The sequence below is a fragment of the Nostoc sp. genome, assembly GCF_054880495.1.
On record NZ_JBTYKD010000371.1, the window covers coordinates 1 to 12,221 of the forward strand.

8 protein-coding genes and 2 pseudogenes are annotated in these 12,221 nt (G+C 46.8%); 4 read left to right on the top strand and 6 right to left on the bottom strand.

The window, feature by feature from the left end:
• Positions 1-119: 119 nt before the first annotated feature.
• Entirely contained in the window at positions 120-3,014 is a 2,895-nt protein-coding gene (locus ACYTXL_RS31220; protein WP_461928010.1) for a glycerol-3-phosphate acyltransferase, read from the top strand.
• Between the two features lie 164 nt (positions 3,015-3,178).
• Here ACYTXL_RS31220 and cobJ read toward each other — a convergent pair whose 3' ends face one another.
• The 3 genes from cobJ to ACYTXL_RS31235 all read right to left on the bottom strand — a co-directional run bounded on the left by cobJ (position 3,179) and on the right by ACYTXL_RS31235 (position 7,308).
• Complete coding sequence (gene cobJ / locus ACYTXL_RS31225) at positions 3,179-4,900, bottom strand: precorrin-3B C(17)-methyltransferase (RefSeq protein WP_461928011.1); 1,722 nt, start codon at positions 4,898-4,900, stop codon at positions 3,179-3,181.
• Positions 4,901-5,127: 227 nt separating this feature from the next.
• Positions 5,128-5,574 (bottom strand): hypothetical protein, encoded by a 447-nt coding sequence (locus tag ACYTXL_RS31230; RefSeq protein ID WP_461928012.1) that lies wholly within the window; start codon positions 5,572-5,574, stop codon positions 5,128-5,130.
• A gap of 231 nt (positions 5,575-5,805) precedes the next feature.
• Positions 5,806-7,308: an acyl--CoA ligase gene (locus ACYTXL_RS31235; RefSeq protein ID WP_461928013.1), complete on the bottom strand. Its 1,503-nt coding sequence runs from the start codon at positions 7,306-7,308 to the stop codon at positions 5,806-5,808.
• A 202-nt stretch (positions 7,309-7,510) separates the two neighbouring features.
• On the opposite strand from ACYTXL_RS31235, the gene ACYTXL_RS31240 reads away from it, so the two are divergent.
• On the top strand, positions 7,511-8,635 hold the full coding sequence (locus ACYTXL_RS31240; RefSeq protein ID WP_461928014.1) for a BMP family ABC transporter substrate-binding protein: 1,125 nt from the start codon (positions 7,511-7,513) through the stop codon (positions 8,633-8,635).
• 83 nt (positions 8,636-8,718) lie between these two features.
• Here the strand turns inward: ACYTXL_RS31240 and ACYTXL_RS31245 are convergent, their stop codons facing one another.
• The 3 genes from ACYTXL_RS31245 to ACYTXL_RS31255 all read right to left on the bottom strand — a co-directional run bounded on the left by ACYTXL_RS31245 (position 8,719) and on the right by ACYTXL_RS31255 (position 11,445).
• Positions 8,719-9,093, bottom strand: coding sequence for a hypothetical protein (locus tag ACYTXL_RS31245; protein WP_461928015.1), 375 nt, complete (start codon positions 9,091-9,093; stop codon positions 8,719-8,721).
• Positions 9,094-9,592: 499 nt separating this feature from the next.
• Positions 9,593-10,183: an NAD(P)H-dependent oxidoreductase gene (locus ACYTXL_RS31250; protein WP_461928016.1), complete on the bottom strand. Its 591-nt coding sequence runs from the start codon at positions 10,181-10,183 to the stop codon at positions 9,593-9,595.
• A 284-nt stretch (positions 10,184-10,467) separates the two neighbouring features.
• Entirely contained in the window at positions 10,468-11,445 is a 978-nt protein-coding gene (locus tag ACYTXL_RS31255; protein ID WP_461928017.1) for an aldo/keto reductase, read from the bottom strand.
• Here ACYTXL_RS31255 and ACYTXL_RS31260 point away from each other — a divergent pair.
• A pseudogene (locus ACYTXL_RS31260) lies at positions 11,416-11,777 on the top strand (hypothetical protein); the annotation flags it as partial. The gene ACYTXL_RS31255 and the pseudogene ACYTXL_RS31260 sit on opposite strands and share 30 nt — an antisense overlap.
• 16 nt (positions 11,778-11,793) lie before the next feature.
• A pseudogene (locus ACYTXL_RS31265) lies at positions 11,794-11,988 on the top strand (RNA-dependent DNA polymerase); the annotation flags it as partial.
• Positions 11,989-12,221: the final 233 nt, after the last annotated feature.

The window sequence follows — 12,221 nt, forward strand, 5'->3', positions numbered from 1 at the left end:
TAACAGAGCGCGGTCGTTGTGCTCACAATCCCCATCTTAGGAATACCTTGTTCGCGTAGCGTCTCGCAGAGAAGATGGGGACTTCCGCGAAGCGTTAAATCTAAAATCCAAAATCCCGAATGTTTGAACCTTGGGGTGTCTTAGTTATTTTAATTGCCTGCCCCCTCTTGGGCGGATTACCCCTGATTGAATGGATTACTTACGCGCTTACGCGCAAGCAATTATCACAAGTTGGTACAGGAAACATTACTGTATCAGCTGCCTTTTATCATGGCGGTAGGTTTGTCGGAATTCTGGCAGTCTTGTCAGAAGCTTTTAAAGGAGTTGCAGCAGTCTTACTCACCCGCATTTTCTTCCCAGATGGATCGTCTTGGGAATTGATTGCCCTGATCGCTCTAGTAATCGGTAGATATTGGATCGGCAGAGGCGCAGGTACGACAAATGTTGTCTGGGGATTTGTCGTACATGATCCACTGGTGGCAATATTTGTATTTTTCTTTGCAGGTATTAGCTTTGCAATTCTGCAATCAAGACAGGTAGTCAAATTTGGGGTTTTGCTTCTGTTTCCTCTGTTTGTGACGCTTCTGCACATTAGCGATATTCCCAGAATGCTTGCTGCTGTTGCCTTGGCTGGTTTAATGGGCTGGATTTATACCAAAATTCCTGATGATATGAACCTCCCAGCCCAACAGGCACAAACCGAATCGCAAGCGATGTTGGAATTTTTACGCGGCGATCGCGCTATGGTTTCTCTAGATGAAGAGTTGGATGCTGCGATTGTCGGAGAAAAGGCAGCGACATTATCCCAAATTAAGCGCTGGGGCTATCCAGTCCCAAAGGGGTGGGTACTTGCTCCGATCGATGATCCGGAACTGTTGACAGAATTTCTCCAGCCATCAGAATTATCCCCCTTAGTGGTACGTTCTTCTGCCATTGGAGAAGACTCAGAACAAGCTTCTGCGGCTGGGCAGTATGAAACAGTTTTAAATGTTACCAGCCCAGAGGGATTGCAGTCAGCGATCGCGCAAGTTCAAGCTTCCTATAATCAGCCATCTGCCGTGCAATATCGGCGCGATCGCGGCTTAAATGACTCAGCAATGGCTGTGTTGATTCAACAACAAGTCCAAAGTGTATTTTCTGGTGTCGCTTTTAGCCGCGATCCCATTACCCAGCAAAGTGATGCGATTATCATCGAAGCCCTTCCGGGCAGCCCGACGCAAGTCGTTTCGGGAAAAGTCACACCAGAACAATATCGCGCTTTTGTCCTGGAAACAGAAAATTCTTCCTCTGTGCAATTAGAGGGTGAAGGACGAGTACCACAAGCATTAATCAAGCAAGTTGCATACTTAGCCTACCGACTCGAAAAACGTTATCATGGCACTCCTCAAGATATCGAGTGGAGTTATGACGGTCAAACACTCTGGGTGTTGCAAGCTCGACCGATTACCACTCTGCTACCGATGTGGACACGCAAAATCGCCGCCGAAGTGATTCCCGGAGTAATTCACCCCTTAACATGGTCGATTAATCGTCCCTTAACTTGTGGAGCATGGGGAGAACTTTTTACTTTAGTTTTGGGCGAACGCGCTTTGGGGTTAGATTTCGCCGAAACAGCAACTCTGCATTATTCCAGAGCCTACTTTAACGCATCCCTCTTAGGGAATATTTTTCTCCGCATGGGACTACCGTCCGAAAGTCTGGAATTTTTAACCAGAGGAGCTAAATTAAGTAAACCGTCTTGGGAGTCAACCTGGGAAAATTTGCCAGGACTAGGGAAGTTGCTGAAGCGGGAATTAAGTTTAGAAAAAGATTTCAAGCGGGATTATCATAAACTGTTCATTCCTGGGTTGTCGCAGTTAGCGCAGTCAGATATACATAACTTGGAACCATCCAAGCTGTTGTTAAGAATTGACTTTATTCTAGAGTTGCTGCGTCAAGGAACATATTACAGCATTCTAGCTCCCTTGAGTGCTGCCCTCCGCCAGGGGATTTTTCGGGTGAAGGATGGGCAAATTGATCACAGCGTTACCCCAGAGATCGCGGCATTGCGATCGCTCAGTGCAATAGCTACAGATGCCAAGGAAGTATTGCTTGAGTTTGAGCCACAGCAAGTATTTGAGCAATTAAAACAAACCCCAGAGGGAGAGAAGATTCTCCAAGAATTTGACGAATTGCTTCAGGATTACGGCTATTTAAGTGAAGTGGGAACTGATATTTCCGTTCCGACTTGGCGGGAGAATCCCCAGATGATTAAGCAGATGTTTGTGCAGTTAATGCAGGGTAACGAACCACAATCAGGCGCTAAAGACGCGATTAATAGCATCTTTGCTGGTAAGGGCAAACGCTCTTTTGTGCAACGGCGTGTAGATATCAAAGGACGAGTTACCGAAGTTTATTCCCGGCTTTTAGCTGAATTGCGTTGGAGTTTTGTGGCTTTAGAGAAGATTTGGTTAAAGTCTGGCTTACTCAATAAAACAGGAGATATCTTTTTTCTAAACTTTGATCAAGTGCGGCGTCTGGTTGTGGGTGGAGATTCCAGATTAATTGAGCAGTTGGATGAGTTAGTAAAATTGAGGCGATCGCAATTCCTCCAAGATAGCGAGATCATTCAAGTACCCCTTTTAGTCTATGGCAATACACCCCCTCACCCCTTAGCTCCCTCTCTGCTCTACTCTGACCAAATCTTACAAGGCATTGGAGCCAGTCCGGGACAAGCTGAAGGTCGGGTGAAGGTGTTGCGAAATTTACAAGACGTGCCGGAGATTGACCGAGATACGATTCTGGTAGTACCTTACACAGATTCCGGCTGGGCACCTTTTTTATTAAGGGCTGGAGGATTAATTGCCGAAGTTGGTGGGCGGCTTTCTCACGGTGCGATCGTTGCTCGTGAATATGGGATTCCCGCAGTGATGGATGTTCGAGGCGCTACATGGCTCCTCCAAGATGGTCAACGGGTAAGGATTGATGGTTCTAGGGGTATTGTGGAATTATCTAACGATTTGAGACCCGAATGATTACCACTTCTGGTGAAAAACTTAAAATAAGAGCCTTCCGCTTAGTCCTGGGGTTTTATTATGTGGATTTAAAAAAGTGCTTATCCTGCCTCCCCAACAAAAGAGAAGTTTTTCCTTGTGTTTAATCCACGTTCCTGAGTTATTTGTTGACAGCGCTATGCCTACTATTCGGTATAGCGACGCGGCGTATAAACCCAGATATTACCATCGCGGCGCTTGATGGTTCGGGTTTTTGTGGAACCAACGAGAATAATTGTCCGCATATCGGCGGCGGCTGGTACTAACTCCTCAAGTGCGATCGCTTTTACCGTCTGTCCTGATCTACCGAGATTTCGCGCCAACACTACCGGTGTATCTGGTGTTCTATGTCGCAGCAAAATATTTCTCGCTTCTGCCAGTTGCCAAGTCCGCTCTTTGGAAACAGGATTGTAGAAAGCAATGACAAAATCAGCCTCAGCAGCAGCAGTAATTCGTTGTGCGATCGCAGACCAAGGTTTCAAGATATCAGAAAGGGAAATAGCACAAAAGTCATGCCCAAGGGGCGCACCAATTGCTGCTGCTGCTGCCTGCATGGCTGAGATGCCTGGTGCCACATGAATGTCAATACTGTCCCATTCGGGTTTAGCATCGCGATCGCATACTTCAAAAACTGCTGTTGCCATTGCATATATACCGGGATCACCAGATGAAACTACAGCTACATATCGCCCAGATGCTGCCAAATCAAGAGCCATTTTTGCCCGTGCTTCTTCTTCGCGGTTGTCGGACTCATGCCGTTGCTTGCCATCAGCCAGAGAACCGACTAAATCTAAATAAGTTTTGTAACCCACTAAGTCGGTTGCCGACTTAATTATCTCCTTGACTTCGGGAGACATCCATTGCGATCCACCAGGGCCTGTGCCAATAATCGCTAACCGTCCGCGTGGCTGACCGATGGTGTTGGGGTCAATTGGTTGAGGGGCAATAGCGATCGCAATCTGGGGAGATGCGGTAATAATGGGGGATGTGCCTGTAGCGGCGATCGCTACGGCTTGGGCGGGGCTATAACCTTGTGAAAGTAAGCTTTCTAGCTGATTTTGGGTAAAAAAGCGGGCAGGCACTCCCAAGGCGCTAGCTACGGCGTGGATTGCAGGATCGGCTGCGGCGGTGATGGGTGCAAATATCCCGGCGACTGATGCTTTTTCTAGTTTGGCATCAGCTAGTAGCTGCTGTACTAAAGCTACTGCATCATCAATTATGCCACTAATTGCGATCGCGATCGTTGCTGGGTGGTAAACAAGGCAGTTGACTGTAGGAGTAACCAAACGTTCCGTAACTTGGATGGTCAAATCTCCCTTTGGATCTATGGGCAGTTTACTATCATTTAACCAAGGTGCGATGCCTTGTAGTTTAACTTGTGCCCCAGCTAGCAAATCTGAGATAAATTTCTTCGCATCGTCTGGGTTCGCTAAATGGTATCCGGGGGGAGGAGATAACAGCGTTGTACCCAAACGTAAATCGCCTGTGGTCGTAATTGCAGGCTTCACATCAAGGGCTTCGGCAATGTGGCGTGCTAAATCATTTACCCTACCAAGTCCGCCCAAGAGCGGCACAACAGCACTACCATCTTCAGCCACAGCTAGCACTGGTGGTTCCTCTCGTTTATCCGAGAGTACGGGAGCTAATGTCCTAATTAAAATACCGGCGGCACAAATGCCAATCAACGGCGTTCCCTGGACAAATAACTCGCGCAACGTCTCGCCAAAATTCGTGAAGGTGACATCAACTCCCGATGTGCGACCCGCTAGACCGTATAGCGTCGCCCCTGGTAGGACAGTGATTATTTTGCGTGCTACCGTGACGCTATTTTGACCTAGTACTACAATGGCGGGTGCAACGTTCATCATAAAGTAGATATCTTGGAAAGTAGCCCGCACTTCTCTACGAGACCCTTGTCTACGAGACCCTTGTCTACGAGACCCTTGTCTACGAGACGCTGCGCGTAGCTTGCAACTCCTGCGGAGTACGGCAAGCTCAGGGTATCGCGCTGCGCGTAGCTTCCCGAAGGGTACCGCAAGCTACCTCGACTGCGCTCGGCACAAGTCAGTGACCATCGTAGACATCGCTTCTTATTTCAATTAGCTTTACGCTCTTTAAGCACTTGATCTAGCAAGTTTCTAGCAGGTTGTGCTTTAGCCAACGCTGCTTGATGGTCATTATAAGCACGAACAAGACGAGAAAGACTACTCACACCTGCCTTAAGTTGCTCAAGTTCATCACCAGCAACCAGTTCTCCATCAAGCATCCGCCCAATCAACGGTTTGATGTCGCCCACCTCCAGCCGGACTTTTTGGAGCTTTTCTAGGGTACTCAGTAAGCTTTTGAGTGAATTCAAGATGTCGTCAATATCCTGGACATCTTCCACTGATTCGGGCGAATCTTCAATTGTCACTGTATCTTGGTCTGAAATTGTCGGCAATTGCTGTACAGGCGAATCTTCAATTGTCATTGTATCTTTGTCTGAAATTGTAGGTAATTCCTGTGCAGACGTTTCATTTTTAACCCCGCTTGACCGTGCCATCAACGCTTCCTCAAGGAATTTCCCTTAGTGTATCGCTTACTCTTGGCAAAATTAATTATCATCTAACATAAAAGCAGAAAATTTCTGTTACTTTACTATTTTTAACAGTCAAAATTAAACCTGTGGGACTGGGTTCTTCAATTACGTAATTTAACTGACGATAAGCTAAGTTGATCACAATAAACCAAACAAACGTCAAGCCTCAATTTTCAATCTCAAAAGCCCATCTCTCTACTGCCCTATGTTCAGCAATATCGCCATAGCCAACCGTTGTAGTTTCCCGGTAGCACCACGAGGCAATTGATCCAAAATGTGAACTTGCTTAGGAACTTTGAAGTCTGCCAGCATTGTTGAACAGTGGGCTAAAAGTTCTTTTTCGCCAGCTTCTGCCTTAAGGACAACAGCAACGTGAATATCTTCTCCTAAAGATTTATGGGGGACGGCAAAAGCCAAGGCTTCGGCGACGGCGGGATGGCGCAGCAAGACATCATCCACTTCTAAGGGAGAAATCTTTTCCCCACCCCGGTTAATCAATTCTTTAATCCGTCCAGTCAAGCGGAGGTAGCCATCTTTATCCAGTGTGCCCTGATCCCCTGTGCGGAACCAACCGTTTACAAAAGCTGTGGCGTTAGCTTGGGGGTTGTTTTCGTAGCCATCCATAACATTGGGTGCTTTTACCACCACCTCGCCCAAGCTTCCTTGAGATAGCAGGTTGCCTTCGGAGTCCATAATGCGCACTTCTACACCGAAGCCATAACCTACAGTACCTGGTTTCCGCACTTTTGGCGGTAGGGGGTTGGTGGTCATTAAGTGAGATGCTTCAGTCATGCTGTAAGATTCCACCACAGGAGCATTGAGAGTTGCCTCCAGCTGTTCAATGATAATCGGGGGCAAGGAAGCGCTACTAGAGCGAATGAAACGAAAGCGGTTAGCTTTGACAATTTTTGTGTTACGGCTAGCGCGTGCCAAAATTGTCTGGTGCATGGTTGGCGCTGCGGAGTACCAGGTAGGTTTATAGCTATCTACCAGTTTCCAAAACTCCAGGGCATTAAAACCATTGGGACAAATTAGTGTGCCGCCCGATGCCAGAGTTGCCAGCAAACAGCCCACCAATCCGTGAATGTGGAACAGGGGCATTAGGCAAAGTGTAGTGTCATCTGCTGTGAGTGAGTAAGCACCAATGATGTTGTTGGCTGAGGCGATTAAGTTGCGGTGACGAATCGGCACACGCTTGGGACGACTGGTGGTGCCGCTAGTGTGGAGAATCATCGCTACATCATCGGCCTTGGGGGCTGCGGGATTCACGGACTCTGCTGATTCTATGCCTGTTTTGACTAATTCCAAGTTTAATGTGCCGTCAGTGTTTACCTTGGCATGAATCAGCATCATGTCGGGTGTGACGGCGGCAATAGCTGCTTCTGGTGTCTCACACAACGTAATCAGTGCATTTGCTTGGGTATCTTTATAGTAAAAGGCAAATTCTTCTTGCTTGTATTTGGGATTTAAGGGTGCAGCAGTGCCACATAGGGCGGCAGCCAAAAAGGTAATAGCCATTGGTGAACCGTTAGTCATGGCAATGGCAATGCGTTCTCCCCGTTTCAATCCAAAGCTGTTGAGTTGGGATACCAGTCCAACAACATTCTCGCGCAATTGCTTATAAGTTAGCGATCGCCCTCCAGGCGTAACTAGGGCTGGATGATTGTCTTCCCCTGCCAAAAGCTCAAATAAATTCATTAAAAACCTCCAGATTAGTAAAATTGGGGATTGGTTATTAATTCTTCTCCCTCATCCCCCACTCCCTTATTCCCCACTATTTGCTTTCTTTTATAAGTAAGTTGACGGCAAAAAACAAGAGCTAAAATTAAGTCAATAGTGTGTTTGTCGCTACTAGAAATCAGAAAAATCTTTTTCAGCAACTAAATCCCCTCGATAAAATATGGATCGTCGGAATTTTCTAAAGTATGCCACTTTAGCAGGATCTAGCTTTGCCTTAACTAGTTGTGTTCAAGGCAAAAATTCCAAATTGCCGGGTGAGGTGTCTCCCTCAGCGTCGCCTGTGGCAGTAAATGAACCTCTCAAGGTGGGATTTGTTTATGTCAGTCCTGTAGGTGATTTAGGCTGGACTTATGCCCATGATTTAGGCCGCAGAGACATGGAAGCCAATCTTCAAGATCAGGTAGAAACTACCTTTGTCGAAAATGTCAACGAAGGTACTGACGCCCAAAGGGTGATTCGCCAACTAGCATTAGACGGTAACAAGTTGATTTTTACAACTTCCTTTAGGTACATGAACCCAACAATTAAAGTTGCCAAGGACTTTGGTGATGTTGTCTTTGAACACTGTACAGGATACAAACGTGCTGCCAATGTCGGCACTTATCTGGGACGTTTTGAAGAACCCCGTTACTTAACCGGCATGATTGCTGGCAAGATGACAAAATCCAATCTAGTTGGTTTTATTGGCCCATACCCAATTCCAGAAGTAATTCGGGGAATAAGTGCATTCAGTCAAGGAGTGCGGCTAACAAATCCCCAAGCAAAAGTTAAGGTACTTTGGGTACAAACTTGGTACGATCCAGCTAAAGAAAGAGAAGCGGCTCAAGCTTTGGTCAATTTAGGTGCGGATATACTAACGCAGCATACTGACTCTAGTGCTGTTGTCCAATTGGCTGAGGAAAAAGGCATTTATGCTTTTGGCTACAACAGTGATATGAGTATGTTTGGTCAAAAAGCCCACCTAACATCAGCTATTAACAAATGGGGCAAATTCTATACAGATACAGCCTTGGCTGTAATGACTAATACTTGGAAGTCTCAACAGGTTTGGGATGGCATTGGTCAAGGAATGGTGGATATTTCCCCGATGAATCAGGCAATTCCGGCTGATGTGCAAGAACTGGTGAATGCGAAGCGGGATGAGTTTATTCAGGGTACTGCACATCCTTTTGATGGCCCGGTAAAAGACCAAAAAGGGGTGGTGCGAGTGCCAAAGGGTAAGGTGTTGGATGATCAAAGACAACTAGCGATGGATTGGTATGTTGAGGGAATTGACCGCTTCTAAAAATCTGGGTAAACCTGATTTAACTTGACGGTGTAAGTTTGAAACGCTCTTTCTTAGTGCCTACGCTTCCTCTCTTCGAGACGCTATTCGCGAACATTGCTGAGGTTGTCCAAGAAACTCCAGTTAGAAACAGTAAAATAATCATGTCGCCGATTTATCTTAGTGGAACGTTTGATTTTTTTATTCAGTTCACTCCAAAAGCTCCATATGTGCTTGTCTTCATTCACTGAAGCATAGGCGGTTATGGAGCTTTGCGGCAATTCATTTAGCCTCATAGCACGACGGGCAACTACTAAGGCCGCAGCACAATCACTAGATAGTCCGTACATCCTCATGTACTTCACTAATCCAATCAAACTAGAATAGACTGGATTAACCGTGATCAGATCAATGCCACGATTCGATAGAATTGATTGAAGCAGTTGATAAAATCTACTGTACGCCCAACTTGATAGCATTCGAGCGTACTTTCTTCCTGCCTCTCCAAGTCGCTGCTTTTTGTCACTAAAATCTAATTCTTCACAGACAACAGGACACTCAAAGGAACTTGCTAATGCTGCAAGTTGTAAAATAGCATCGACGATTTGAGCGTCTTGTTTACCATTGGGTAATCCATTTGTAGGGGGATTTGTCCTTTAGCTTTGCTGACTTTTCCCGTTAAGTCTCGAAAAGCTTGCTGGAAAAGGATTTAAGAAACAGCACAGCAAATACGGTACCGTAATTGAAATCGGGTGCTAAAGGTAACAAGCAATGCTGAACTGGTGGGAGAAAAATTTTCCAACCTTATAACTAGGCGATAAGCCTGACGGCATGGCTTCGCTTCACCCGACGCTAATAACCTCTCGAACTTGCTAACAGCCTTGATACGGTCGGGTGCAAGCGGGTTGTTGGGCAGCAGTTGGAGTGTTACGGTTGTCACTTGCTTTGGAAGCAATTGGGTTGGCTGCTCACCGACAATCACAGAACGTATTTAGCCAAATGCGCCTTAAGACGCTCGATGTCATGCTCAATGCCACCTTGCTTCAGTACGTCGTGACAAGAGAAAGAAGGAAGGATTTCTAGGCCACAGAACTTGTAATTTGCGGTGTTGAACATGAAAAAATCGTCCACCGATTTGCCCGCAAACAGGAACTGCCTCTCGTCGTTGAAGGCTTCAGCAGGGGCGTTCCAAGTCAGAGAGAGCATATATTTTTTGCCTTGCATTAGGCCGCCTGTCCCGTACTGTTTTGTGGGGTCGCTGCGTGTCCGACCGTCATTTGCTACCATCTTCTGCTGAAGAAGTCCAGCATTGAAAACTTCGTCTACGTACTTTTTATAAATCCAAGGATTTCCGAACCAGTAGACCGGTGACTGAGTGATGATGACATCAGCCCAAAGATGCTTTTCAACTTCTTCGTCAATGTCGTAGCCGTTTTTAATCTCTGTTAATCGGACTTCATGTCCGTTCTGTTCTAACTCTTCTCTAATGACTTTAGCCAGGAAGTCATTGAGTTTTCCTTCGGACATTCCGGCAACAGGCTGAGAAGCGTTGATGATGAGTGTTTTCATGGTGGACGCTAAAGGAAAGTTTAATCTAAAGCAAGTTTACCAGCATCGTTTCTCCTGTTAAGTCGCTCGTCTCATCTTGCACGATTCTCCCGCACACAGCCAAACTGCGCGCTGCTGCACAACGATCAAGCTCACCCGCAGCCGAAAGGGAGCGAGGAACGAGCGGACTGTAGGCGGTCGAGTACCAGCGCCTTGTTCTGTCGCGGGTGGTCAAGTTGAACTGCAAGGGCGCTTGCGATTGAATCAAGGGCCCTTGCATCCCCATTTTGCTGCTCAACGACTGGTCACAGCTCAATGATCTGCCTATGCATTTCATTCAGTCGGCCACCATGCACTTTGATTTTGGCGAAAGCTGCTTCGAGTTCACGAATATCCGCAGGCGTCAGATTAACGTTGATGGCTCCCATATTCTCTTCCAGGTGATTGAGGTTGCGTGTGCCTGGAATAGAAACAATAAAGGGTTTCTGCGCGAGGAGCCAAGCCAAGGCAATTTGCGCCGGTGTCGCGTATTTTTTATCCGCAAAGGTTCGGAGTACGTCTACAATCGGAGCATTGGCCGCCAAGTTTTCTGGCGAGAAGCGCTCCATCGCTAATCGAAGGTCGGCTTTCGGGTCGAACTTTTTGAGAGCGTCGATTTGCCCGGTCAAATAGCCCATGCCAACCGGCCCCCACGGAACGAAGCCAATTCCCAACTCCTCACAGGCTTTCAGGACGCCGTTTTTTTCGGGACTTCTTTCCATGAACGAGTACTCGCTTTGGATAGCTGCGACCGACTGAACCGCGTGTGCCCGACGGATTGTTTGTGCGCTTGCCTCAGAGAGACCGAAATGCAGAACCTTTCCCGCTTGAATGAGTTCTTTAATCACACCAGCCACATCTTCGATGGGCACTTTGGGATCGACTCGGTGCTGGTAATAAAGATCAATGCGGTCGGTTTGGAGCCGCTTGAGCGAGGCTTCAACCACTTTTTTGATGTGCTCCGGTCGACTATTCAGACCACCTGAACCATTTGCAACGTCAAAACCGAATTTGGTTGCGATAGCTACCTTGTCGCGGAAAGGCGCGAGCGCTTCTCCAACCAGTTCTTCGTTCGTAAAGGGGCCATAAACTTCGGCTGTATCGAAGAACCTGACGCCTTTTTCATAGGCTGTGCGAATGGCTTTAATGCCCTGATTTCGGTCTGCGGCGGGGCCGTAGTTGGCACTAATGCTCATACAGCCGAAGCCTAACTCGTATATGGTGTTTATGCCACGGAAGTTGATTGCCCAGAGGGTGAAACGTCTGTAGAATGTATGCTTCTGACTACAGAAGTTGTCGCAGATATCCAGATGGCTTCTACGATTTTACGTTGGTATTCTTACCGTTGGCGGGTAGAGGAATATCACAAAATCTTCAAATCGGGTTGCCAGGTGGAACGATACAGGCTGGCTGCTGAGGGCATGAAGACCTTAGTTGGTTTTTTGAGTGTAATTGCTGTTGAGAGCTTTTGCAGTTAACTTATCTACACCGTACCCTGCCTTCAGCCTCCGCCATTGAGATCCTTAATCCTCTTCAGCTTCGGATTTTAAAAGCTAAATCTCCTAAACTCCCCAAGGTGCAGTGCCAAAGGACTAATAACAAAGGCATTCCCACCGGTTCCTTACTCCGAAAACAAACATCTCAATGTCAAAGGGGAAAAGTCACCTTACGACGGAGATATCGCCTACTGGAGCGAACGCAACAGCAAACTCTATGACGGCGAAACCTCTAAAGCCCTCAAAAGGCAAAACCATAAATGTGGACAATGCGGCTTAAAAACTATGACCAGATTCCTCGCGGCGTGCAAGCTCCTACAAAAAGAAAAAAGGGTCATCTGGTAGAAGAAAAGCGCGTGGTATTTACGCTCGTAAACATTTAAAAGTAACAATATAAAGGAATGAACACGCAAAAAGACTTGCGCGTAACTTACAGCAATTTTCAGGTAAATAGACCACAGTGGTTGAACCAACCGAAGGCATCATCTTCGGTAATATAATTTACAGCGTCAGCCATAGCTTGA

Excerpts from the sequence above, each read along its gene's own strand:
- ACYTXL_RS31230 (WP_461928012.1), bottom strand. The coding sequence starts at position 5,574 with ATGGCACGGTCAAGCGGGGTTAAAAATGAAACGTCTGCACAGGAATTA.
- ACYTXL_RS31235 (WP_461928013.1), bottom strand. The coding sequence starts at position 7,308 with ATGAATTTATTTGAGCTTTTGGCAGGGGAAGACAATCATCCAGCCCTA.
- cobJ (WP_461928011.1), bottom strand. The coding sequence starts at position 4,900 with ATGATGAACGTTGCACCCGCCATTGTAGTACTAGGTCAAAATAGCGTC.
- ACYTXL_RS31245 (WP_461928015.1), bottom strand. The coding sequence starts at position 9,093 with ATGCTATCAAGTTGGGCGTACAGTAGATTTTATCAACTGCTTCAATCA.
- ACYTXL_RS31250 (WP_461928016.1), bottom strand. The coding sequence starts at position 10,183 with ATGAAAACACTCATCATCAACGCTTCTCAGCCTGTTGCCGGAATGTCC.
- ACYTXL_RS31240 (WP_461928014.1), top strand. The coding sequence starts at position 7,511 with ATGGATCGTCGGAATTTTCTAAAGTATGCCACTTTAGCAGGATCTAGC.
- ACYTXL_RS31220 (WP_461928010.1), top strand. The coding sequence starts at position 120 with ATGTTTGAACCTTGGGGTGTCTTAGTTATTTTAATTGCCTGCCCCCTC.